The following is a 23462-nucleotide window of genomic DNA, read 5'->3' as shown; positions in this document are numbered from 1 at the left end:
CACCGATCCGCGTGTTCCGCAGAACGTCACGGCGAAGCCGTATTCGTTTGGGGCCCGGAGCCCCACAGCATTTGCCAAGCGCGGTCGACCAGAGGCACAGCAAGGCGCTCAGCAAGGGCCCTGAGTTGATGTAGTGGGCTTGGAGGGGGAGGCCAGACCGCTATCGCCGGACCCAGACTAAAGTCCGGCAGTTCGTTTGATGGTCCAGCAAACGGATCAACGAGGCCTGCCTTGGGGATGTTGCCCGGTTCAGAACCAATGAAAGTCTTGCCCGGTCCTATGCCGATGCCTGCCCCCTCGGGCAGCCAGGTGAGCAGCGCGCCCGGCAGCAGGATGGAGAAAAAGTCCATCGGGCCGATAAAGAACTCGCGAGGAACTGGTTTCATACATTTCCGTTCACAAATCTGTATAGATTAGGATGCGAGCAATAGTCGGAATTTCATTACGGCTTCTCGCTCGTTTTGCGAGTCACGACATTCAAATATTTTCCTTTCAAGCTCTCCGTTTTTATGGTGTTGTTCTGTTGCGTGAATCGATGCCAGCCAATGTCGCTACGGCGCAATGGCGTCGATGTTCGCTTGTCGTCGCCGTATGATGAAACACCTTCGCTGCCGAAAACTTCAAGGCCAGTAATTTTTGCTAGCCGATAAGCGAAGGTATCCTCAATCGGTCCGGTCCATGTGGACGAACCGACATGCGTACCTTCTTTGCCGCCAGCGGTTCTGCACATTCCCAAGACAATGGTCGCGTCCTTTTCGAACGCGATCTTCTTGTCATTGATCATTTTCTCCAAGTCTGAAAGTTTGGCCGCACGCTTGGCGTCGAACGTGGCACCGCCCGGCGGCTTGTCGGTGTATAGGCCGGCGCCAGGTCCTTCACCGCCCAGTCCAAAGGGTGTGCCATGCGATAGGACCACGAGTTCCTTGATCGACCCGGCGTTCTTGAGTGCATCGAGTAACGCTTTGCCGGAATCGACTTGCACGACATCATAGCCTTCGGCTTTCAACGCGGCCTCAGACGCCTTATACTCGTTTTGAGACTGACGATAAGCACTCCACAACTTTTTATTTGCTTCGTATTTTTTCAAATCAGAAGAATATTTCTTTTTTGCTTCTTCATACTTTTTCATGCTTTCCACAAATGCTTTCTCAGCTTTGTTCTTATCTTTTTCGTATTTCGCCTTCTCTTTATCTGAAGCATTTTTTCCGGGGGCTTTGATCGTCGGCTTCTGGGGCTTTATGGGCTCCTTAGGTCGGGGGAGTTCCTTTCCCGCCGGCTTGGATTCATTGTGCATGACAATGGCGAGCTTTTTGCCGCTCTGGCCGTCAGGATCGACGAAGCCCGTCGGATTGCCGAAGCAGTATTGGTAGAGGTTGGGACCCTCCTCCTCGCCTGCCGGATCGCAGGCCGTCCATCGCCCGAGCCACGGCGCGTAATACCTCGCCCCGTGGTAGTACAACCCGCTCTCCTCATCCTGCTCCTTGCCGGTATACCGATACCGTTTCGCTGTCTCGGTCTGGCTGCGTACGGCCTGATAGGTCGAACTACCGTAGGGTGCGTATTCCTCGTAGGAAATGATCTGCGCCTGTTCATCCAGTTCCAGGCTGGCTGAGCCGAGGTGGTTGCCGAACTGGTAGCGGATCAGTTGCCGGGGTGCGTGGTCGCCGCCCGCCGAGTCAAACGTCCGCGTCTCCACCACCGCAATGCGCTGCTTGTCGTCCATCACGTGCAGCGTCTCGCGCTCCAGGGTGGCGGTGTTGGCGTCAATGGGGCCGACGTGCTTGCGGAAGATCTCGAAGCCGCCGAGGTAGATGCGCTCTTCGGTAAGGCCCGGCGCTTTCTCCCACACCTTGCGCACGCGCTGGCCTGAGGCGTCGTAGACGTACCAAGCCGCGCCGCCACCGCCCAGGTCGGTCTGGCGCAACTGATCCTTGTAGTCCCAGTGCATGTTGGGCCCGAGCAGGCCGCCGCCCAGGTGCGGCATGCGCAGCATGTTGCCGTGAACGTCGTGCAGGTAGGTTTCCGGCTGCGGCGTGTTACCCGCCGGGTTCAACGTGGTACGGGTCAGGCGGTTCCTGGTCTTGAGCAGCGCACCGCCGTTGCCGTCTTCGATCAGACTGGCTTCGAGATAGTCGTAGGCGCGTGTCCAGCCCGGATGCGCCGGGTCGTTGCCGCGATGCTGCATTTGCAGGAAGTTGCCGACGGCGTCGTACACATAGCGCTCGATGTACGTGCCCATGGCGTTGCCGTTGCCGGGGTGGTCGAGTCCTGTGTGGAAGGCGTTGGATCCATCGGGTGCCGTTGGCGGCTTTCGCTCGCCGCTTGCCAATTGACCGAGGTGTTCGCGGCCGGTGGCCTGGATCAGGCGGTAGAGGGCGTCGTAGACGTAGTCGTTGCTCGGTTCGACGCGCTTGTTCCGGAAGTAGATGGTCTGCTGCGCGTCGTCCTGGATGTGGGTGATGTTGCCGGCCGGGTCGTAGGTGTAGTGCAGGTTCTGCACCTGCTTGCCCGGCCAGCCGGCACCGGGCTGCTGCGGATCGTCGCCAGGGAAGTCCGCCGCCTTGCGCTTGGTCAGCAGTTGGGTGAGGCGGAAGGTGAGCGGGTCGTAGCGGTAGAAGGTGCTGGCGCCGTTCTTGTAGTCGATGAGCAGGCGCTGGCCCTTTGCGTCGTAGTCGATGTCGGCGACGCCGACCAGCGATGGGGCCTCGTTGGCCGGGTCGAGTAGTGCAGCAGGTTCGGCAGCGCGTTCCAGCCACACGTCCACCCGCTCCAGCAGGTTGGCCTCGTTGAACACCGGCTGGATGACGTTGAACTTGCCGCGCCCCAAGCTGCTGCGCGGCGCGATGGACTGGGTGGGACGGTTGAGTGCGTCGTAACAGGTGCCGGCCTCGAAGGTTTCGACGTCGAGCTTCGGGTCGCGCAGCCAGTCGGGGATGGCGGTGTAGTCGCTGACCAGTTGCCGCGTGCTGTACAGCAAATTGCCCTTGAAGTCGTACGCATCGGTCGGATTGCTGTTGGCATCCACTCGCGCATTGGTCGCGACGTGGGCCGAATCGAAGTGGCGATAAATGCGGGTGCGCAAGTTGAGCACTTCGGCGTTGCCCAGTGTCTCCCCGTACTCGATCTTGTCGACCAGGATCTCGCGATTCAGGGTGCGCGGATCGGACTCGTTGGTCGTGCCGCGCACGGTCTGCTCGACGGGGCGGCGCAGCAAGTCGTAGGCAGTGGTGAAGTTGTGGCCGCGGCTGTCCCAGGCTCGGATGGGTTTGCCGCCCACCTCGTTGAGCATCCAGAGCGCGCCGGCTTCCATGCTGAGCTGGTGGATGCGGTTGCCAAGCATGTCGTAGGCGTAGCGCATGACGATGCGACCGAGCGGGTCGCCCGCCTGCCGGATGGCGTCGCGCATGGCGCGCTGGTTGCCTTCGATATCCAGCTCGACGCGGGTGGCGAAGCTGTCCTCGCCGCCGTCGAGGTCGTGACCGAGGCACACGACGCGGTTGCGCGCCACGGTGAGAAAGGGGCGGCCGAGCACATCGAAATGCGCGGTGGTGGGCGTGTCGGCATGTGCTGCAGCCCGTTGGGCAGCGTTACGCTCGTCCGCTCCCAGGGCGCCGCCAATGCGTTGTACATACCAGGTTTGCCAAGGCTGCGCGGGATTGGCTGGCGGGGCCTTGAAGAACTCGGCGACGTAGCCGCGGATATCAGCGTCGGTGCGAGGGTCACCGGTCTGGGCGTTGCGCGCGGCACAGGTGTCGTTGACGTCGTAGGTGGTCTGCTGCCAGGGGTCGAATACCACCTTCTCGTAGGTGTGGTTCGGGTGCAGCGTCGCGATGACACGCTCGGCCGGGTCGTAGAACAGCACCGGGCTGACGCCGACCATGATGCCGAATTCGTAGTCATGCGTGGCGCTGAAGAAGGGCTCGTACTGGCGGACCGGCTTGCCTTTGTTGTTGAAGATGGCCCAGCCGCTGCCAACCCAGCGTGGATTGACGATGGGCGCGGCTAGGTTGCTGACATCCAGCGGTCCCGGCTCGGCCTGGATCTTCTTCTGGATCTCACGGCCGAAGCCGTCGGAGTAGGAGAAGCTGAGCTGGATCTTCAGGCCCTGGGGCGGCAGCGGGCTGCTCGCGTGGGTTTCGCGCGCGAGCGTCGCGGCGCAGGCGGGCTGCCACTTCGTCGGGTCGTTGGGGTGGGCCAGCCGCGTGCGGCGGAAGCGGTCGAGGTCGTAGACGATGCGCGTGGTAGCGTCTTTCAGCAGCGCGGCTGCGACGGCGTGCGGATCGGCAGCACCAAAGCCGTCGAGCTGGGCTTGCGTGAGGTCGGTGACAAAACCAGCCAGTGTGTCACCTTCCATCTGTGCGGGCAGCGGCTTGCCCATCACGGCAGTGCCGACCACCATGCCGAGCGTGTCAAAAGCGACTTCGGTCTGGTTGCGGTTGGGATCGCTGACCAGGCGCGGCTGCAGGACGCGGCAATCGTTGCTGTCCACCGTGACGCGGTTGCCGAGCGCGTCGCGGGTTTCGACCATCAGCAGGTCGTGGGCGTCGAAGTCGACGAAGGCGTTCTGGCCGAAGGGGTCGCGGTAGCGACGCGGCCGAAAGAAGTGCTGCCGCGCCTGCGCCAGTTCGGTGGCGGCGTTGTCGGCAGGATCCGTGCTGAAGAAGGCCTGCCCCGAGGGCATCCACCAGTGATCGTCCGCGTCGCTCGCGGGGAAGCGGCTGTCCGTCTTGAGGGTCTGGCTTCGAAGGTAACCGCCCCGGTTGCCGGCCTGTCCGCCAAGGACGGCCGCCGGATCGGGCAGCAGGGGTTCGGCCGCCTGCCCTTGGCGCGGACGCTGAAAGGCCTGTTCGATCAGGCCCGGGGTGAAGGCGAGCTTGTAGCTTTCGCCGGGCAGGCCAAACGACTGCGATTCTCCGAGCGGCAAGAGGCCGTTTAGATTGTCGCGCCGGTAGAGGGTGCGCAGCCATTCGATCGGGCGGCGGCGCTGGCTGCCGGCGGCTGTGGCCTCGTAAGCGACATCTGGTGCGGTGACCTTGTGGCGTAGCCGGCCGGCAGCGGCAGGATCGGGCTCGACGAAGTCCGTGGCTTGGTAGCGACCGTCCGCACCAGTGGCGGCGTAGCCCGTCAGCTCGAACGTGATCGCCTCGCAAGGCAGTGGGTTACGGCGCGTGTCGGATGACTCAATGGCATTGGTGACACGGCTTTCGGTGTAGGTGAGCAGCGATGTTGTCTGCCGTTCGCGATCCCACTGCGTCGACAGCGGTGAAGCGCGGCGTCCGTAGCCGATAGCCGCTTGCTTGAGCACGTTGCCGTAGTCATCGACCTCCAGCGTCAGCGCGTGCTGGATGCGCGGGTCGGCTGGGTTGCGCTCGTAGTGGTAGCTGAGGGACTCGCAGGGGTGGGTGAAGAAGACGGCGTGGCGATTGGCGCCACGGGGCTGCAAGGCGCGGATGCTGAAGTTCTGCTCGGTGACGGTGTAGGGCGTACGGGCACGCTGGACCTGATCCGGCGTGGCGCCGGGGTGATCGGCGTCATCGGCATAGACCTCCTGGCGCAGCATCGAGCCCTTGAGGGTGCGGCAGGCTTCGCGCTCTTCTTCCAGGGTCAGGCCAGGCGGGACGATGGTGTCATCGAGCAGAAGCGGCCGCGCGGTTTCGACGGTCAGTCCGGGCTCACGGAAATACTCATTCTCGAAGTGGCGCGAGACGCGTTCCCGACCGAGGTAGACGCCGGTATGGAACCAGCTCTTGGTGTGCACGGGCGGCACGTGCGATGCGGCGGCGATGTTGTCTGCCGGGACAGTGCCACCGGCGAGGGCGGCGAACTGCTCCGTGTCCCATTGCTCGACCATCCCGAAGCCGCGGAACTCTCGTTCCTCGCCGTCGAAATAGCCGTGGTGGTAGGCGTAGCGGGTGACGAAGCGGTTGCGGCTGATATGGTCGCAGGTTTCCACGCGCTCGACCACGTGGACCGGAAACGGCAGCCGGGTGATCCACGGCTTTCCGTCGCGCTTGTCCTGCAGGTAGAACCTGGTGGAGGGGGCGTAGTCGACGCGGGTCTCTGCCCCGAGGTTGTTGACGGTCCTGACCAGCAGATGCGGCTTGTGCCCGCCCATGAGGTTGACGTAGCGCATCGAACGCCGCGCGTCGCCCGGCAGCGCCGATGACCAGACCAGGCAGGCCGTGCCGTTGCCGAGCAGGTCGGTGGCCAGTATGCTTGCCAGGTCATCGATGCGCGGGAACACCTTCAGCACGTGTGGCTGGCTCCAGCCGTTGCCGGACTGGTTGAAGTACAGCCGCACGCCATCGCGGTGCAGGTAGATGATGTCGGTGGTGCCGCTGCCGTCAATGTCGGCCAGGCGGAGATAGCGATGGTCGAACTGGCCCGGATGGTCGAACCAGGGCGCGTTGTCCATCGTGATCTTGGCGCCGAAGCGGCCATAGCCCAGGTTCGGCCAGTAGCAGACTTCCCCGTTGCGGATGCGGACGATGTCGGTCAGGCCATCGCCCGAGAGATCGGCCAGGTAGAGCAACTGGGTGCCATCGGCAAAGATGACGCGCGGGCCTTGCTCTTCATCGAGCGCCTGCGCGACGTGCCGGGCCGGGCCGAAGCCATCTTCCCCGAGCAAGGCATGCCAGACAAAGGCATTGTCTTCGGTGATCAACACGTCGGCACGGCCGTCGCCGTCCAGGTCCACGAACCTGAGGTTCGGATCGCGCAGATTGCGGTTCAGGCCCGAGGCGAAAGGACGGAAGGGTTGCCAGCCTTCGGCCTCGTCATGCTCGTACAGGCCGGAGGCGGCGCCTTCCATGACAACCACGTCGGGCTGGCCGTCGCCGGCGAGGTCCATGAACTCCGCGCCGCCGGACAAGCTGGCACCGGGCTTCATGGCGACGGCTTCGAGCGGCGCGAATTTCGCCCTCACTTCCTGCTGGCCGCCCGGCAGCCTTTCCGGTATCGGGCTGAGATTGCGCTTGTAGTACCAGGCCCCAGCCTGCTCGGTGAGGATGCCGGCAAGCCCCTCGCCGTGCAGGTCGGTCCAGCGGTAGCTGCTGCCGTCCAGGCCGATGGGCGCGCTCTCCAGGCTCTCCGGGTCCACTTCCTCCACCACATCCTGCACCTCCGGCGCGGTGTACTCGAACTCCAACGGCGGAAAGCTGCGCCGGTCGTAGCCGCCGTTGTGCCGACGATAGCCGGTCTGGGTGACCGCGCGCAGGAACGCGTAGATGGGGTTGTGAACGTCAGTGGGGGCGCCGTCCGAATAACTGAAGTCGGTGGAGCGCACCAGGCAATCGCGCTCTACACCCGCTTCGCCCGGGAAGTGGTGGAACATCAGGACACGCCGGCAGATCCGGTAGGTGCGCAACTCGAAGCCGGCGCGGTATGCGGAAAATGGATCCTGGCGCGCGGGCCACGTGCCCGTTTCGGCCGGCGTCGGCGCGCTGGCGTCGTGCTCGCCGTAGTCGAAGACGACCTCGAAGAGCCAGGCGTTGCTTGCGTCGCGCGCGCACGAATCAGAGGGCTCGGGCCAGGGGGCATCGTCCGTCAGTATCGGGAAGTAGGGCGAACGATGGCCATAACGAATGCGCTTGAGGTAGCGCTGCGCGGAACGGGACGCATCCGTGCGGTTGCGCTCATGTGCCCTGGCAAGTCCGTTGCCGGCCGTGTCCTCAAAAATCCGCGCCGAGTCCTCGGGCTTGTAGCCATAGACAATGACGTTGCCCTTGTCATCGTGGCTCTGGCAGATCAACCAGCTGAAGACGCGGCTTGGGTCCGCTGGATCGGCAATGCGGCTTTCGGCTGTCCTGCCGTACCAGGTAGTGACGTTGCTCTTTGAAATGGAGCGCCAGAACACGTCGCTCGCATCGGCGAGGTTGGTCCAGCGCTCAATGCGGGCGAACAAGCCCTCGATGCGCGGCCGGAAACGGTCTACCCGGTACGTCATTCCATTGACGGTGCGCGCGGGCAACTGCTCCCGCTCCCATTTCCCTTGCGCATTCGTGAGCACCGGGACCAGGTCCTCGGTGCCAGAGATCATGTAGACGTCGGGTGCGTCCACATGGTCGAGGTAGGTCGGAAGCCCCCGATCGGTCTTGCGAGTGATCGCAGGAAGCGACAGGTTCCAGCCGAAGCCGAACGGACCGTTGCCCGCGCCTGAATCGTAGCTCAGAGAAAGCTGGGGGCCAAAGCCCGAACGGCCCGGGCTTGTTGCGATCGGCACCGAAATCGAGGCGGTGCCGGTGACCGGGTTGGCCCCGAACTTCTCGCCGAGACCGCGGATCGCGCCGCCGCCCCTGGGCAGCGAGATCGACGGCGCAGCCTGACCCTGAGTCCCCTGGTTGCCTGAACCCTCGCTCGCTGCCGTGCCTGAAATCATGACAGGCGCTCCCGGTGTAATGCTTTTGTTCTTGGCTCCTGCGCGGAGACGCACGTGAAGGCGGCCCTTGCAATGGGTGCAGCGTAGAAGACCGCGGCCAAAGTGCAACTGCGAGCCGTTTAACTCTGATCTGCACATTCCCGGGTTCGATGGCACCCGGATACCCGGATGAGCTTGCTGCCTTCGCAAGCATCGCGAGGGAGCAAAGCTTCAGGGGCGCAGCAGCAAAATTGGGGGTGGTTCAGCCTGCACTCAGCCAGATGGTCCGAAGCGATCGGGGCGGTCTAGAATCAAGGAGCGTACTACCGTTCTGGAGCTTGCCATGGCCAGATCCCTCCGTCTGCTGGCTGCCTGCGCGGCAGCCCTCGCTTTGAGCGCTCTTGCTGCGCCGCCGGCCGGAACCCTGATCCTTAGCTTCAATCATCCCGAGACATACACGGATGCCGCCTATCGCAGCGCGTACGGCAGCGACAAGGAGAGGGCGCAGGTGATGAACGATATCCGCGCCCACTTCCACGAACTGGCCGCCCGCCACCTGCCGCCTGGCTATACGCTGAACATCGAAGTGCTCGATGTCGACCTGGCCGGACATTTCGAACCGTGGCGTTTTCCCGGCTATGACTTGCGCGTGGTGCGCGATGTCACCTGGCCGCACATGAAGCTGCTCTATGAACTACGCGGCAGCGATGGAGCCGTGATCGGCAGGGGCGAGCAGCGTATCGCCGACCAGACCTTCAATATGGGTGTCAACGTCTACAGTCCCACCGACAGGCTGCGCTACGAGAAAGCGATGATGGACCGTTGGTTCGACGAAGCCGTGACACGCAAGATCCCGGCGCGCCAGAGCGATCACGCCTGATTGGCTGCCTTCCGTTGCGCCAGCGCCGACAAGACGGCCTGGCTCATTGCGCCGACCCCGGCCTTGATCGCGGGCTCAGGCGCCGGCGCAAAGAATGGCGAATGGTTCGATGGCAGCGCCGCGCCGCCGGTCTTGCCCGGATCGGGTGGACGCTCCGGTAGCGCGGGCAGGGCGGCTGACGCGTTCGTGGCGGCCCGTTCATGACAGTGTCAAAAGCGGTCGCCCCGAGAAGACCTGCTCGGCAATCTGCACAGTTTTTTGGAATAGGGGTATCCAAGTGCTGCCAACCCGCGTATATTTCGCCCCGCGGGGTGGAGCAGTTGGCAGCTCGTCGGGCTCATAACCCGAAGGTCGCAGGTTCAAGTCCTGCCCCCGCAACCATATTCGCCCAGGCCCCGCCGGAGCTATCCGCGCGGGGCTTTTGCTTTCATGCCGGAAGATGGTGAGGGAGGCGTCCGCACACCCGGCAAGCTCCCGACCAGACGCAGGCCCCGGACCGCTCAGCGCAGGTGCCCGCCAAACAGTCCGAGCAGGCCGATGACAATGAGGTAAATGGCGACGATATAGTTAAGCAGCCGCGGAATGACAAGAATAAGGATGCCGGCGATCAACGAGATTAGCGGGCCGGCGCTGGTAATGAAGTCCATGATGGGCCTGTGTGATTGGGGTTGATCTGTCGGGCGCTCCTGGGGGCGGCTGTTGGTGGTTACATGGCAGCCAGCTTCGTGACCTTAGTGGCTTCGAGGCTGATGCCTGCCATCAGTCCGCCATGATTTGCTCCGGTGCTCGAGGTATGAAAACGGTGGCGCAGAGAGGCAAAGCTCAGCCGAACACACGCGATCGCAGGTCGTCCTCGAAATCGACAGTCCATTGCGCACCCAGGTTTCCGTTGTATTGGCGGATTTCCCTCCCGAAGCCTACCGAGACGGTGCGCCTGCGTGGCGGCCCAGCGCCTGCAGCGTCTTCAACCGCTGTTACGGTAAATCCGTCGGGTGCGACCCCGTTACGCAGACAGGTCTCGCGGAAAGCTTCCTGCTCCAGCGGAGGGAACTGATTCAGCATCGTCTCCAGCATGGGTGTCTCCTGATGCCGACATGTAACGAGGAAAGGCCGAAGCGGCCAAAGGCGGCCCGTCGGCTGGCCGCCTTTGCCATTTCGCCCGCGGTGCGATGGCTCGGGTGCTGACCCTCTTCAGGGCGGAGGACTGCCGCTCGGGCGGAACGCGTTGTCGATGGCCTGCCATGGAATCCTGAACACCGATTCGAGGGATTCGCTGTAGTACTCGTTGCTGCTCCTTCGTATCGACAGGAACATCCATACCTATGCCCAGAGGATAGTTTATTTACGCACCGGAAGGGCGCGTTTCGGCATCGGTCACTAGTGGCGGGGCGTAGACATAGGGTCAGGGGTCGCGAGTGCTCCAACTTAAATGCATACACACCAGGTCAGTCTTGCAACGGACGCCTGTTCTGGGTCTCGTACAACGCCACGATAACCGTGTACATCATTCCGACTAGACATGGGGTGCCCAAAAGGGTCTGCGCTTGTCCCATTAGCGCAGTAGTCGGCACTGGGTGACGACGGCCGATTATAAACACAATGAAATGCACGATTGGACAGTGTGGCTAGAGTGTATCGCTCGTTAGAACAAAATGGCTTTCCGATCTTTGGCCGTGCATTGGTAGATGCGATTTGTGTGTGGAGTCTCATTCAGTCGAAAACTATTCTCACGACGGAACTTCGAGAACGACCAGCCGCCTGCACTAGTTGATATATCGGGAGTGATTCGCCGATAGGGGCTGAAAAGCTAGCTTTCATCCAGCGAGCCAGGTTGGGCCTCCACGGGAGGATGCGGCACATCGTCTTGCACCTATAGGGACCGATAGGGGACGCTGATGCACCTTGAGTCGGCAAATGATTCCTGTTTCTTCGGTGGCTGAGAGGCCAGGCCACCTTTCTATCCGCAACCCATCTCAGTCATCCAGACTACCTTGCAATTAAGACCGGTAAGCGATCTGGAACGGCCATCCAGAATGCTCTTGTTTGCAGCGGTGCCTCAAATTAACGGACGGGATCAAGCGTTGTCCTCACGAAGAAAGAGCGAGGAACGCCTCGCGACGAGGGACCGGAGAATGGTCTCTCGCCGCCAGAGGCGTTATCACGGTTTGCGCAGGCAATTTAATCATGCGCCCGAGCAGACGAAGTCCATGATGGTGTGAGGACTAGCGCGCACCCGTACTCTGCACTTCTTCCAGTAACGCGCGCGCAGCCAGTTTGCCAAGATTGTTGCCAGCGAATGGACTATCGCCTGTGAGGAGCTTCCGGTCACGGAAAGTACTCCCATCAATTTTAGTATTGACGATCTCTACTCCCATCGCTGCGAGTTTCTCTCCAAAGAACCAACGCAATGGGCCGGGCATATAGCCAATATCTGGCGTCTGCTTGTCCATGGAATCCGGGAATGCGCAGATGCGGTAGCCGCGGAACAGGTCTCCCCCGTTAGGTTCGTCGACGCCGGCGGAAAGCAGGGCCGCAGGCCCATGACACAGCGTGATGATGAACCTGTCGTTTTGCATGGCCCACTGAAGGGTTGCCTTCATATCTGCGCTGAAGGGCAGCCCCATCAGGGCGCCATGTCCCCCAGGGATAAAAACGGCAATGTAGTTTGCGTCCTTGTCCAACGAATTGACTACGTCAGCAAGCTTAAGGGGCTGTTGAAATTTTTGCTCGTACTTCGCGTAGAGGGACTTTATCTCGGCGTCCTCAGAAGGGAACGCCCACCATTCGAACTTGGTCGGATTGCCCGATAAAGTGGCAATGTCGAACTCGAAGCCCGCGCGGTCCAGGTGATACATCGGCAGCAGGGTCTCGACGGGATGGTTGCCAGTAGAAAAGAAGGTACCGTTTCCGGTCAGGAGATAGCGCTCGTCCGCAGCGACGAGTAGTACTTTCCAGCGACCTCCCCGATAAGCGTCCGGATAGTCGGCGTCGGAGAGGTTCGACTTTGGCGATGTGAATTGTGAGAGCGAGTATGGGGAGGGAAAGAACGCCTTGTGCTCGGCTGGGTCAGGCGTCGGCTGCTTGCTGTCGGTCTGGGACGTCATGATAGGCTTCCTTCTAAAAATCAGTTCTAGAGCTTAGTTTTCACCGGCTTTTTTTACATCAAATGGGGAATTCCCCCGATCACCAGCAAGGACCATGCATTCCGGCGCCTTGCTATGTGCACTTCACCTTCCCGCTCGTATCAATGTTTTTTTCGCACTTGCGGGCAACCACGGTTCGGACGCAGGTCGATCGCTTAATCGGCGGGCGGCAGCTTCGCGGACAGTTCAGGAAAATGGAGTTCGCCTTCGTAGGTCTCAGCGCCAGCTTTGAGTATCGCCTTGACCCGCGCCTGTATCGCTTCGTTGGCTACGCAAAGGTCGGCCTCATGCGCTTCCATCAACAACCCTTCGGAGAACGATACGTCCGACCCCATGTCCACGGCCTTTTTCAGATGGGCAATCGTGGTGGTGGGGAAGGTTGCAATGCGGCGGGCGAGCTTGTCCACGAATTGCCCCAGTTCTCCTGCCGGCAGCGCTCGATTGATATAACCGTAGTGGTCGGCCAGTTCTGCCGAGAAGTCTCCGCCGACGAGCAGCACCTCAAGGGCACGTGCGCGCCCCATGCGCCGCGGCAGGCGCTGTGTGTTGCCCCCGCCGGGGACGAGTCCGCAGACGACTTCCGGCTGGCCGAACACAGCCTTGCCGATCGCGGCGAAACACATGTCCGCGGCCAGCGCGATCTCGCAGCCACCACCACGAGCGATGCCTTCGACCTTTGCGATCACGGCTTTTGGCATGTTGCGCAGGCGCTCTCCGAGCATCTGGGTCAGACGGAATGTGCGTGTATTCGAAGTCGTCTTCGGCGCCGAGCCGACACGGTGCAGGCCCGAGTGTGCGATAAAGAATTTCGGCACAGCGCTCTGCAGGATGATGACGCGTACGCTCGCATCCTGTTCCAGTTGTCGGGTCACCCGATCGAACTCATCCGACAGTACCTCATCGAGCAGGTTGAGCGGCGCATAGTTCAATGTTACGGTGGCGACGCCGTGGTCTTTGGTGACCTGGATATGTTTGTAATCGGCGTAGTTTGCGCTGGCCCCTTGGGGCGAAGCGGAGCTTTCGGACGCGGCCCCAGTTTCGGCCGAGACGAGCAACATTCCCGGCGCGAGTGTTGCAGCGCCGACGGACTGGACAAATGAACGCCTGGAGATAGTCGACATGGCAGGTCCTTGGATTCATCTACCGCTTGCCGAGCCAGGCTTGGCCCGTAGTTCGCGGCGGGTCGAGTGATGCGGTTGCCCTCCACCGGGGCGTCGCGGTTTCCCCCAGGCGCCGCGGAGGAAGGTGGCTATGTCAGCAATTTCGGAATTGACGCGGCGGCGATCGAAGGTCAGCATCCCGAATGGCGTGAGTACGCCTTCGGTTGACTCCGCTCCACCACCATTACAGTTCAAGTCGAGGAACATGATTTTGCTTGGTGCGCCGACGACGAATCGCATGACATTCTTTCGAAGTGCTTTAGGATGCACACTCCAATCCAATGGCCTTGCGATTCCCATTAGCGAGTAATTGTTCGTGGAAACGCGAGACACGCTGTTCGCATCGTTAACGCAATCATTCCCGTATCGCTGCGGTGTTTGCAAGGAGCCTCCCTAAGTGGGGGGGTACCCAGGTCAGGTCTTGGCAATGCTGAAGTCGGCGCTCGGATTAGTCCAGGAGGCTTCGGTTCAGCACAAAGCAACGCCCGGAAACAGTGAAGAGTTGGCAGCGCCGGTCATGCCCCCCACCTCCCCCCCCTATGACGGTATCCTATGCCCTTGTGGCTTGATTTCCGTTTCCGCGATCATCCGTTACAGTCGTATCCAGCCCTGCTCGGGTGATCCTAGTGAAGAAAAGTTAGACGCGAGGGGCAAGAAGCGCGAGGGGTAGCTAGTTGGCATTCCGGCGACTGCGGATAGCAATGCTTGTAGTAGCGCCGGGTACACCAAGGTACCGACCATGGCGGAGGTGGGCGGTGAAAGGCGTCGGCGTACTCGGCGTCCGGTGTTGCGGTGGGCGAACCTGCTGCTGGCAAAGCTGGAGCAGTAAGGGCACACCCCCGCCTAGTCTGCGACTCAGGAGCGTAGTATGGGGAAGACTGTATTGGTGACTGGCGCCGGCAGCGGCTTTGGCAAAGGGGTGGCGCTGGGACTCGCGCGCAGCGGGCATAACGTTATTGCAGGAGCGCAAATCTGGCCGCAGGTGACGGAATTGCGCAATGCGGCGGAGCTCGAGGGCGTCCGGCTGACGGTAATCAAACTCGACATGTTGGACGCGATCGACCGGCAGCGCGCGTTCCAGCACGAGATCGACGTGCTGTTTAACAATGCTGGCATCATGGAGGCGGGGCCGGTGGCGGAGATTCCTATCGCGCTGGTGCGGCGGGTATTCGAGACCAATGTATTCGCGGCACTCGAGATGGCGCAGGGGTTCGCCCGACAGATGATCCGGCGCGGCAGCGGCAAGATCGTCTGGACGTCTTCTGTTGCCGGTCTGGTCAAGGTCCCCTGGGTGGCGGCGTATGCGGCATCCAAGCATGCGGTCGAGGCGCTGTGCGCGTCCATGCGTGAGGAGCTGAAGCCTTACGGGATACAAGTCGCGACCGTGAATCCTGGCGCCTACCGGACGGGTTTCAACGACACCGGCATGGAAAGCATGGACCAATGGTGGGAAGACGGAAAGCAAGCGATGCGGCCACGCATGAAGCGTCCGCTGAATAACCAACATGACCCGCAGGAAATGATTGATGCCATGATCGATGTCATCACCGCCGCGTCGCATCGCTACCGAACCATCAAGCCTGATTCCGCCGCTGAGATGGTGCGCCGGGAGCAGCGTGATGAATGGGATGTGATCGTCTAGTGTGCTGCATGCTGTCAGGAAGAGTCACGAATGACGCAATCATCTCCGGTCGCTGCTGCGCAACTGCCCCAATGGCGGCCAGCCTTGATCCTGACAAAGCTGGCGCCACCGCGAACGCGCCACTATATCCATCGTGAACGCTCCATTGGGCTATTGCGGCCTGGCATGGAGCGCAAGCTGACGGTCCTGGTAGCCCCCGCCGGCTTCGGCAAGACGTCGCTGTTGAGTGAATGGAAGAAGGTCTTGGCGCAGGAAGGCTGCGCCGTTGGCTGGCTCAGCATCGACCGCGATGATGATGACCTCTTCCAGTTCGGCGCTTATCTGCTCGCCGCGGCAAGGGAAGCTTGCACGCAGGCCGGCGAGCCGATCCCTTGCGGCCTGAAGCCCGACCCGCTAGCGCCGGCGGACACGATGTTTGCGGAACTTCTCAATGCGGTCTTGGCCCTGCCGCGCCAAATGGTGTTGGTGCTGGATGATTTTGACCGGCTGGCATCGCCAGCCATTCACGAGGCGGTGTTCAGGCTGCTCCGATATGCGCCGGAGAACCTGCATCTGCTCGTCGCGGGGCGGGGCGAGCCGGGCTTTCCGCTGAGTTACTTCGAGGCCCGGGGCCAATTGCTGAAGCTGGATGCGGAGGCCCTGCGCTTTGACAGCGCCGAGGCGCAGGCGTTTTTTTCTGCCGTTTCCGGCCATGCCCTGAGCGCTGCCCAGATCGAGGTGCTGCTGCGAGCGACAGAAGGCTGGGCGGCTGGCTTGCAATTAGCGACGTTTGCATTAAGCGCAACCGACAAGCCTGACGTCTTTGCTGAGCGCTTGCCATTCGCCCGGCGCAGCGTTGAAGCGTATCTGAACGAGAACGTATTTGTTCACGTCCCCGAGCCGCTACAGACTTTTCTCCTACAGACCTCGGTGCTGGACCGGATGTCGGTGCCCTTGTGCGATGCAGTGACAGGCTCCAGCGAGTCGCATGCCACTTTCGAGTGGCTGATGGCTCGGAATTTGTTCGTCAGACCCTTGGACGCCGAGGGCCAGTGGTATCGCTATCACGCGCTGTTTGCCGAATATCTGAGAAAACGCCTGGTGAGGGAGCGTCCCCACGAAGTTGCCGAATTGCATCGCCGGGCCAGTGAATGGTTTGCGGCGCAATCGCTGTGGCAGGAAGCGGTCCGGCATGCCTTGGCCGCGGGGGATGTCGATCGCGCCGCCGGCTGGGTCGAGCAATGCGCGATGACCCTGGTCGAGGCCAGCGACGTGCGGACGGTGCTGAGCTGGGTTGCCAAGCTGCCCCCCGAGGCGGTGCATGGCCGGCTGCGCCTGCGCCTGGCGCAGGCTTGGGCGCTCGCGTTGACGATGCAGACAGTGGCGGCCAAAGCGGTGTTGCAGGCGGTCGAGGATGACATTGGCCACGGGCGGCTGCCCTTGACCGAGGTAGTGCGCGTCGAGTTGCAGGCGGTCACGGCGCTAATCGCGGGTCTGTCCGATGAAAGCGAACTTTCATTGGAAATGGGCCGCAAGGTGCTTGCGCTCGGCCCCGACACCGGCTCATGGGAGGAGGGCATCGGGCTGACCACACAGATCTTCGGGCTCAGCTATGCAGCGGGATTTGACGAGGTCGAACGCCTGCGGCGCACGCTCACCCTCAATACCGGCGCTGATACGCCGATCTACGCCAAGGTGTACCGGCAAAGCATGGTTGGGCTCAGCTTGTTCGTGGAAGGCAGGCTGGGCGAGGCCGTTCAGACCCTGGAGGATGTGCTGCGCGAATCCAACGCGCGCGCCGGCCGGCAGTCTGCCGCATCGGTGCTCCCGGTCGGATATCTGGCCGCAATCCACTATGAATGGAATGACCTCGACAGGGTCGCGGAACTGCTGGACGAGCGGCTCGAGATGGCGCTGCAATCTTGCTCGCTGGGACCCCTGATCGGCTTCTGCGTGACGCTGGCCCGTCTGCGGCTGCTGGCGGGGAAGCAGGATGAAGCCTATCGGATCGTGGAAGACGCGGAAGCCGTAGCCAGAAGCCGCCAATGGCTGCGCATGCAGGTCGCGTGCAAGGCCGAGGCGATCCGGATCAGTATTGGTGCCGGAGATATCGGCCGTGCCGCGCGCATCGGGCACGACCTGGATGGGCTGGTCGGGCAGAAACCGGCGACCTTGCGTGGCAGCTACCTGGAAACCTGGCAACGCTTCCAGGTGGCGCATTGCCGGCTGCTAGTGGGGCGCGGCCGACCCGCGCTAGCTGTTCCCATCCTGCAGGGGGTGCAGGCTGAGGTCCGTGCGGCGGGCATGCAGTACCTGTCCGCCCAGATTTCAGTGATGCTGGCGGTCGCCCTGCACAGTGCGGGGCAGCGTGCGGAGGCTGTGCAGGCCATGCGCGCCGCGCTCACCTATGGCCAGGCGAACGGTCTGCAGCGGGTGTTTCTCGATGCCGGCCCTGCGGCCCGGGAAATCCTTGACGCGCTGTGTCTGCAGCAAGACCGCCTGGCCGAGGTTGAACCTTGGTATGTGAGGAGGCTATGCGCCGGGTTCGATGCGCCGGCAAGCGAGCCAGACGCCGCGGATGACCAGGCGGAGCCGGTGGCCGCCAGCAGGCTAAGCGCCCGTGAAGTGGAAATTCTCGACTACGTGGCACGAGGACTTTCCAACAAGGAGATTGCCCGGGCCATTCGTGTCGCCCCGGAAACCGTGAAATGGCATCTGAAGAATATTTTTGAGAAGCTGAAAGTGAACTCCCGCATCCAGGCGGTCCGCAGTGGCCTGGGCCGGGACCTGCCACGGGTCGCGGAGCGTCCCGTGGCGCGAAGCTAGGTTCCCGCGGGCGCTATCCGATCGCGAACCCATCAACACGCCCCATGTTGTTCCTGACCACCGGGGCGCTGTCCGACTATGTCGCCGGCGTCCAGTCATTCTCACCGCGATGGCGCTGCGATCCTACCGTTCCTTATCGCTAATGGTGTCGCCACGCTGATGCTCGCACGCATCATCCGGGGCGTTTCCACCGGCGTGGCCTCAAGCGTGCTCGGCGCCGGGCTGCTCGACCTGGACACCGTTCGCTGCGTGATGATCAACGGGCTGGCGCCGGGGCTGTGTCTCGCAATGGGCGCGCTGGTCAGCGGCGTGCTGGTCCAGTATCTGCCTTTCCCTCTACGCTCGGCGCATTTCTGTTGCTGCTCGCGATGCGCTGCTGCAAGGTATCCTGGCACTGCGCTTGCCGCAGACCATTGCACGCCGCGTCGGCGCTCTAGGTTCTCTGCGTCCGACTATCCGTGTCCCTTCGCAGGCGAGGTCCGCGCTGATCCTCTCGTCGCCGATCAAAGTCGCGGTCTACTCGATGAATGGTTTCTGTCTTTCCCTAGGGTCCGACCCTCGCCCGCGATGTCACGGCTGGGCAGGCACCGTTGACGGGTAACCCACTGGTTTGGCGGTGCGCTGATCCTGTTGTCGATGGTAGCGACCGTCGCCACTGTGTTCCGCCGTCCACCTTCATCGCAGCGTTAACGGGCACCTCGGTTTGGAATGCGTGCAAATGGGGCAGGCATACCGAAACGGCCGGGGCGCACGGCATCGCTCGCACCCCTGTACTTGCCGCCCTGTGCCGTTACTGGCCCATCGTGAGCACGATCTTGCCGATATGGGTGCCGGAGTCCATCAGTTCATGGGCTGCCCGCGCCTGTTCCAGTGCGAATGTCTGGTAGATGAGCGGCTTGACCGCGCCAGATGCCATCAGCGGCCAGACCTGCGCCTCGAGCTCGCGGATGATCTCGGCCTTTTCTTCAGGCGTGCGCGAGCGCAGGGTCGAGCCCATGTGGGTGAGGCGCTTGGTCAACATCGGGAACAAGTCGACTTCCTTGGCGACGCCCTTGATGACACCGATCTGCACGATGCGCCCGTTAATGCCCGCGGCAGCGTAGTTGCGCGGGACATAATCGCCGGCGATGATATCGACAATGACATCGGCACCTTTGCCTTCGGTGACGCGCATGACGGCCTCGACAAAATCCTCTTCCAGGTAATTGACCGCGTAATCGGCGCCAAGTGCGAGGCTGGCGTCGCGTTGCGCGTCCGAGGCCACGGTGGTGATGATCTTGGCCGCGCCAAAGGCCTTGCTGAGCATGGTGGCTGTGGTGCCGATCCCAGACGCGCCGCCATGGATCAGGATGGTGTCCCCCTTGGTGAACTTGCCCCGCTGGAACAGATTGAGCCAGACGGTCATAAAGGTTTCTGGCATCGCGGCAGCTTCCACCAACCGCAGACCATCGGGCAGGTGCAAGGTATTGTGCTCGCTGGCGACACTGTACTCGGCGTATCCACCCCCCGGAATCAGGGCGCAGACGAGGTCGCCGACTCTGAATCCGGTGACGCCCTGGCCGAGGGCCGCGACTTCGCCCGCGACCTCGAGTCCGGGGATGTCGGAGGCGCCGGGAGGCGGATCGTACAGCCCCTTGCGCTGGAATACGTCGGGACCATTGACGCCTGCCGCATGGTGGCGGATCAGCAGCTCGCCCGGGCCGGGCGCGGGCACTGGCCGCCGTGTGGGCACCAGCACTTCCGGGCCGCCGGGATGCTTGATTTCGATGGCCGTCATCGTATCGGGGATGTTATGCGAAGGCGAAGGCATGAAATTTCCTGATTAACTCGTGGAGCGCGGCGCAGATCTCCGTCGTGGGAATTGCTGTCGCGGTTGAGGCAGTATAGGTTTCTGCGATTCAATGATGTGATGCAGGGTTTCATGGCTGACATGCAGAATCGCATCGGACTATTTGTGCGGTTGAGAGGGGATATGAACTGGGACGATGCCCGGGTTTTTCTCGCGCTGTATCGGGATGGCACGCTGCGCGCCGCGGCGAGATCGCTTGGCGTGGACCAGGCCACAGTAGGGCGGCGCCTTACGGCATTGGAAAGCGTGGTTGGGGCAACCCTGTTCCTACGCACGTCAAGCGGCTATGTGCTGACCATGGCGGGCGAGAGCGTGCTCGATGCGGCGGAGCGCATGGAGCAGTCTGCCAATGACTTCCAGCGGTTGACGCAGGGACTCGACGACCGGCTCGCGGGCGAAGTGAGGATCACCACAACCGATTCGCTGGCGATGGATTTTCTGATGCCAGCGCTTGAGGCGCTACACGTAAAGTACCCTGAGGTCGTATGGCAGATTGATGCATCGACCCGGATGCTGAACCTGGCAAAACGGGAAACGGATATCGCGATCCGCACGGCCAGGCCGGACAACCCCGACCTGATCGCACGCCGTCTGGCCCAATGGCCGATGGGGCTGTTCGCCTCACCAGGCTACCTTCGCGTGCATGGAGAGCCCCAGGCCGGTACGGCCTTTTCCGGCCATGACCTGGTGGTGTACCAGCCTTATGTGCTTGGGTCGAGGGAGCCAATGTTGGTGGGCGAACCCATTTCCGGCGGGCGTATCGTGGCGGCCGTCAATTCCAGCCTGATGTTGCGCAGTGCCATCAAGGCGGGGTTGGGTGTGGGCGAGATTCCTGTCTACATGGGCAAGGCCGACGACCTGGTCAGGCTCTGGCCTGAGCGTTGCCGCGACGTGCCCTATGAGGTGTGGCTGGTGACCCATAAGGACTTGCGCCACACCGCGCGGATACGCGCTGCGATCGAGGAGATCGCGCATGCCTTCGAACGCCTTCGGTAGGAGGAAGGAGACAGCCAGGCCATTCCCGGCTGCCGGCGTTGGCGCAGCCCCCCGTTCGGGGAGGGGCATTGACAGGGCTCGGCGAAGCGAGATGATGATGACTGCACGGGCGTGGCGGACCTATCGGGCGCCATGCCGGCCTGCCCCATGATCCATTTCCAGGGAGATCTGTGATGAGCCAAATCGAGATCGTCAAGGCGTTCTTCGCGCGCTACCGTGAGCATGACATAAACGGCATGCTCGCCATGTTTTCGCAAGATGCGCGTATCGATTATGTCCCCATGAGGCTCGAGGGGCCGGCCGGCGATGCCGGCAGGACAATCTGGCGCGCCCTGATGGATGGTTTCCCGGATTTGAGCAACCAGGTCACTGCGGTCTATGGTGACGATGACCAGCGCACCGCAATTGCCGAGGTCACCATCACGGGCACGCAGGCTCGGGACGTGCTAGGGATCGCAAGCCGAGGCCAGTCCTTCTCGCTGCCGCACGTCTTTATCGTTCGTATGGACACGGATGGCAGGATCGAATTCATGCGCGCTTACTGGGACAACGCGGCGTTCTATGCCGCGCTGACGCCTGCAGCGACCTAGCACGGAGCTACCGCAGCGGGTTGCACGTCTGTGTGGCGCGCTACCCGCGCCGGGTCATGCGCCAGGGGTCAGTGGCTGGATGGTGCCGCCGCCCCATGGCCGGTCTGTGCGCGGACCAGTTGCGCGTCGAAGGCCTGGCGCTCTGCCTCGGCCCTGGCGCTCCGGTCGAAGCGCGAGCACAGGTATGTGACCAGGAACGCGAGCGGGACTGTGAACAGCGCCGGGTGGTCGTACGGAAAGATGGCTGAGGGGTGCCCCAGCACGTTCTTCCAGACGGCAGGGGAAAGTACCACCAGCGCGACCGACGACGCCAGGCCCGACGCCACGCCCCAGACCGCGCCGCGGCTGGTCAGGCCGCGCCAGTACATCGACAGCACCAACACCGGGAAATTCGCCGAGGCCGCTACATTGAAAGCCAGCGCGACCAGGAACGCCAGGTTCTGCCCTTTGAAGGCAATCCCCAGCAGCACCGCAACGATGCCGATGGCCAGCGTGGCTTTTTTGGTGACGGCGATCTCGGCTGCCTCGGTGGTAGTGCCGCGCCGTAGGACACCGGCGTAGATGTCGTGCGAGATCGCCGAAGCACCGGCCAGCGTCAGGCCCGACACCACGGCGAGAATCGTGGCAAAGGCGACGGCCGCCAGGAACCCGAGGAACAGGTTGCCGCCGGTCGCGCTGGCCAGGTGCATCGCGACCATGTTGCCACCGCCGAGCAGCTTTCCGCCGACATGGCCGCCTTCAAAATAGCGTGGATCGGTACCGACGATCACGATGGCCGCAAGTCCGATGGCAAACATGGCGAGGAACATGTAACCGATGCAGGTGCTGGCTACCAGCACGCTCTTGCGTGCTTCGCACGCATTCGGCACCGTAAAGAAGCGCATCAGGATATGCGGGAGTCCCGACAGCCCGAGCACGGTGGCCACACACAGCGAGAGCGCCGAGACCGGATCGGCGAACAGCGTGCCCGGCGCGAGCAGGGCGGGGCCGCTGCGGTGCACCGCGATTGCCCTGGCAGCCAGCGCTTCAAGGCTGAAGCCGAAATGCCCCAGCGCCAGGAGCATCAGCAACGAGCCGCCGAACAGCAGCAGCACTGCCTTGACGATCTGCACCCATGTCGTCGCGATCATGCCGCCAACAGTCACATAGATCATCATCAGCACGCCGACCCCGATGACGGCATAGACATAGTCGATGCCGAACAACAACTGCACCAACTCGCCGGCGCCGACCATTTGCACGATCAGGTAGAGCAGCACCACCACCAAGCTACTGGCCGCTGCAATGCAGCGCGTGCTGACGGGATCGAGCCGGTCCGAAATAATGTCGACGAAGGTGAATTTGCCGAGATTACGCAGTCGTTCGGCCATCAGGAACAGCATGACCGGCCAGCCGATGAAGAACCCGACGATATACAGCAGGCCGTCAAAGCCGCGCGCATAGACCAGGCTGACCACGCCGAGCAGCGTGGCCGCCGACATGTAGTCGCCCGCCACGGCCAGGCCGTTCTGCATGCCGGTGATGCCGCCGCCTGCGGTAAAGAAGTCATTGGCGGTCCGGGTGCGCGAGGAGGCCCGGTACGTGATGCCCAGCGTCAGCGCGACGAAGAGCAGGAACATGGAAATGGCCTGGAGATTCATTGTCCGGCCTCCGACAGGATCTGCTGCACCATCGCTTCCAGCTCGCCGTTGGCCCGGCGCACGTAGAACCACGTCGCCCCCCACCCCAGCAGCATGATTCCAATGGCAAGGACGATGCCAAGGTTGAACAATGTTTCCGGATGAAGCCGCTCGGCCAGGCGCTGGGGCTGCATTGCAACCGCGAGCATCAGCGCGAGAAAGGGGGCGAGGACCAGGGCCAGCAAGGCCCGCGAGAGGCGAGCGCGTCGGCGGACCAGTTCGCCGAACCTGGGATGGCGCCTGATGCGCTCTGTTGTGGTGAAAGCTTGCATTGCTTTGTCTCCTGAAGCGGGTTTTCTAGTGAGAACGCACTTGCCACGCCGGCATTGGCTACCGGCTCATGGGTGGGTGCCGGAATTGGG

At 62.4% G+C, this 23462-nt stretch carries 15 protein-coding genes and 1 tRNA gene; 7 read left to right on the top strand and 9 right to left on the bottom strand.

Features of this window, described 5'->3' with window-relative positions:
* Positions 1-26: 26 nt before the first annotated feature.
* Together AC3WRI_RS03480 and AC3WRI_RS03475 are read right to left on the bottom strand one after the other, a co-directional pair.
* Positions 27-386: a hypothetical protein gene (locus tag AC3WRI_RS03480; protein WP_136227862.1), complete on the bottom strand. Its 360-nt coding sequence runs from the start codon at positions 384-386 to the stop codon at positions 27-29.
* A 56-nt stretch (positions 387-442) separates the two neighbouring features.
* Positions 443-8377 carry a SpvB/TcaC N-terminal domain-containing protein gene (locus AC3WRI_RS03475; protein ID WP_011617178.1) on the bottom strand — a complete coding sequence of 2645 codons (7935 nt, stop codon included), beginning with the start codon at positions 8375-8377 and terminating at the stop codon, positions 443-445.
* A gap of 149 nt (positions 8378-8526) precedes the next feature.
* Here AC3WRI_RS03475 and AC3WRI_RS03470 point away from each other — a divergent pair, with 149 nt between their 5' ends.
* The 3 genes from AC3WRI_RS03470 to AC3WRI_RS03460 all read left to right on the top strand — a co-directional run bounded on the left by AC3WRI_RS03470 (position 8527) and on the right by AC3WRI_RS03460 (position 9617).
* A complete protein-coding gene (locus tag AC3WRI_RS03470) occupies positions 8527-8751 on the top strand; it encodes a helix-turn-helix domain-containing protein (RefSeq protein WP_081050151.1) in 225 nt (74 codons plus the stop codon).
* Positions 8700-9236: a DUF3016 domain-containing protein gene (locus tag AC3WRI_RS03465; RefSeq protein WP_011617177.1), complete on the top strand. Its 537-nt coding sequence runs from the start codon at positions 8700-8702 to the stop codon at positions 9234-9236. The genes AC3WRI_RS03470 and AC3WRI_RS03465 overlap by 52 nt, the downstream gene beginning before the upstream one ends.
* Positions 9237-9541: 305 nt before the next feature.
* A tRNA-Met gene (locus tag AC3WRI_RS03460) sits at positions 9542-9617 on the top strand.
* A 119-nt stretch (positions 9618-9736) separates the two neighbouring features.
* Here the strand turns inward: AC3WRI_RS03460 and AC3WRI_RS03455 are convergent.
* From AC3WRI_RS03455 to AC3WRI_RS03440, 4 genes are all read right to left on the bottom strand, one after another.
* Positions 9737-9883 (bottom strand): DUF3096 domain-containing protein, encoded by a 147-nt coding sequence (locus AC3WRI_RS03455; RefSeq protein ID WP_010809333.1) that lies wholly within the window; start codon positions 9881-9883, stop codon positions 9737-9739.
* A gap of 175 nt (positions 9884-10058) precedes the next feature.
* Positions 10059-10310 (bottom strand): hypothetical protein, encoded by a 252-nt coding sequence (locus AC3WRI_RS03450; protein ID WP_011617176.1) that lies wholly within the window; start codon positions 10308-10310, stop codon positions 10059-10061.
* Between the two features lie 1148 nt (positions 10311-11458).
* Positions 11459-12340, bottom strand: a complete 882-nt coding sequence (hchA, locus tag AC3WRI_RS03445) for a glyoxalase III HchA (RefSeq protein WP_010809335.1) — start codon at positions 12338-12340, stop codon at positions 11459-11461.
* Positions 12341-12534: 194 nt separating this feature from the next.
* A complete protein-coding gene (locus AC3WRI_RS03440) occupies positions 12535-13500 on the bottom strand; it encodes an enoyl-CoA hydratase/isomerase family protein (RefSeq protein ID WP_011617175.1) in 966 nt (321 codons plus the stop codon).
* A 907-nt stretch (positions 13501-14407) separates the two neighbouring features.
* Between AC3WRI_RS03440 and AC3WRI_RS03435 the strand changes: the two genes are divergently transcribed.
* Positions 14408-15181: an SDR family oxidoreductase gene (locus AC3WRI_RS03435; protein WP_011617172.1), complete on the top strand. Its 774-nt coding sequence runs from the start codon at positions 14408-14410 to the stop codon at positions 15179-15181.
* 165 nt (positions 15182-15346) lie between these two features.
* Entirely contained in the window at positions 15347-17986 is a 2640-nt protein-coding gene (locus AC3WRI_RS03430) for a winged helix-turn-helix domain-containing protein (RefSeq protein WP_231881437.1), read from the top strand.
* A 790-nt stretch (positions 17987-18776) separates the two neighbouring features.
* Here AC3WRI_RS03430 and AC3WRI_RS03425 read toward each other — a convergent pair.
* Positions 18777-19796 carry an NAD(P)H-quinone oxidoreductase gene (locus AC3WRI_RS03425; protein WP_011617169.1) on the bottom strand — a complete coding sequence of 340 codons (1020 nt, stop codon included), beginning with the start codon at positions 19794-19796 and terminating at the stop codon, positions 18777-18779.
* Positions 19797-19958: 162 nt separating this feature from the next.
* On the opposite strand from AC3WRI_RS03425, the gene AC3WRI_RS03420 reads away from it, so the two are divergent.
* The gene (locus tag AC3WRI_RS03420; RefSeq protein WP_011617168.1) at positions 19959-20831 is read left to right on the top strand and encodes a LysR family transcriptional regulator; all 873 of its coding nucleotides are present in this window, start codon (positions 19959-19961) and stop codon (positions 20829-20831) included.
* 173 nt (positions 20832-21004) lie between these two features.
* A complete protein-coding gene (locus tag AC3WRI_RS03415; RefSeq protein ID WP_011617167.1) occupies positions 21005-21421 on the top strand; it encodes a nuclear transport factor 2 family protein in 417 nt (138 codons plus the stop codon).
* Between the two features lie 68 nt (positions 21422-21489).
* Here the strand turns inward: AC3WRI_RS03415 and actP are convergent, their stop codons facing one another.
* Together actP and AC3WRI_RS03405 are read right to left on the bottom strand one after the other, a co-directional pair.
* Entirely contained in the window at positions 21490-23061 is a 1572-nt protein-coding gene (gene actP / locus AC3WRI_RS03410; RefSeq protein ID WP_011617166.1) for a cation/acetate symporter ActP, read from the bottom strand.
* On the bottom strand, positions 23058-23372 hold the full coding sequence (locus AC3WRI_RS03405) for a DUF485 domain-containing protein (protein ID WP_010809344.1): 315 nt from the start codon (positions 23370-23372) through the stop codon (positions 23058-23060). Before AC3WRI_RS03405 ends, actP begins: the two co-directional genes overlap by 4 nt.
* Between the last annotated feature and the right edge of the window lie 90 nt (positions 23373-23462).

The organism is Cupriavidus sp. FW305-27, assembly GCF_058787995.1.
The sequence above is the reverse complement of the archived record's forward strand: the minus strand, read 5'-3'. Positions and strand labels throughout refer to the sequence as shown.

Bases quoted from the DNA above. Each gene is read 5' to 3' on its own strand.
- AC3WRI_RS03480 (WP_136227862.1), bottom strand. From the start codon at position 386: ATGAAACCAGTTCCTCGCGAGTTCTTTATCGGCCCGATGGACTTTTTC.
- AC3WRI_RS03475 (WP_011617178.1), bottom strand. From the start codon at position 8,377: ATGATTTCAGGCACGGCAGCGAGCGAGGGTTCAGGCAACCAGGGGACT.
- AC3WRI_RS03470 (WP_081050151.1), top strand. From the start codon at position 8,527: ATGGCACCCGGATACCCGGATGAGCTTGCTGCCTTCGCAAGCATCGCG.
- AC3WRI_RS03465 (WP_011617177.1), top strand. From the start codon at position 8,700: ATGGCCAGATCCCTCCGTCTGCTGGCTGCCTGCGCGGCAGCCCTCGCT.
- AC3WRI_RS03455 (WP_010809333.1), bottom strand. From the start codon at position 9,883: ATGGACTTCATTACCAGCGCCGGCCCGCTAATCTCGTTGATCGCCGGC.
- AC3WRI_RS03450 (WP_011617176.1), bottom strand. From the start codon at position 10,310: ATGCTGGAGACGATGCTGAATCAGTTCCCTCCGCTGGAGCAGGAAGCT.
- hchA (WP_010809335.1), bottom strand. From the start codon at position 12,340: ATGACGTCCCAGACCGACAGCAAGCAGCCGACGCCTGACCCAGCCGAG.
- AC3WRI_RS03440 (WP_011617175.1), bottom strand. From the start codon at position 13,500: ATGTCGACTATCTCCAGGCGTTCATTTGTCCAGTCCGTCGGCGCTGCA.
- AC3WRI_RS03435 (WP_011617172.1), top strand. From the start codon at position 14,408: ATGGGGAAGACTGTATTGGTGACTGGCGCCGGCAGCGGCTTTGGCAAA.
- AC3WRI_RS03430 (WP_231881437.1), top strand. From the start codon at position 15,347: ATGGAGCGCAAGCTGACGGTCCTGGTAGCCCCCGCCGGCTTCGGCAAG.
- AC3WRI_RS03425 (WP_011617169.1), bottom strand. From the start codon at position 19,796: ATGCCTTCGCCTTCGCATAACATCCCCGATACGATGACGGCCATCGAA.
- AC3WRI_RS03420 (WP_011617168.1), top strand. From the start codon at position 19,959: ATGAACTGGGACGATGCCCGGGTTTTTCTCGCGCTGTATCGGGATGGC.
- AC3WRI_RS03415 (WP_011617167.1), top strand. From the start codon at position 21,005: ATGAGCCAAATCGAGATCGTCAAGGCGTTCTTCGCGCGCTACCGTGAG.
- actP (WP_011617166.1), bottom strand. From the start codon at position 23,061: ATGAATCTCCAGGCCATTTCCATGTTCCTGCTCTTCGTCGCGCTGACG.
- AC3WRI_RS03405 (WP_010809344.1), bottom strand. From the start codon at position 23,372: ATGCAAGCTTTCACCACAACAGAGCGCATCAGGCGCCATCCCAGGTTC.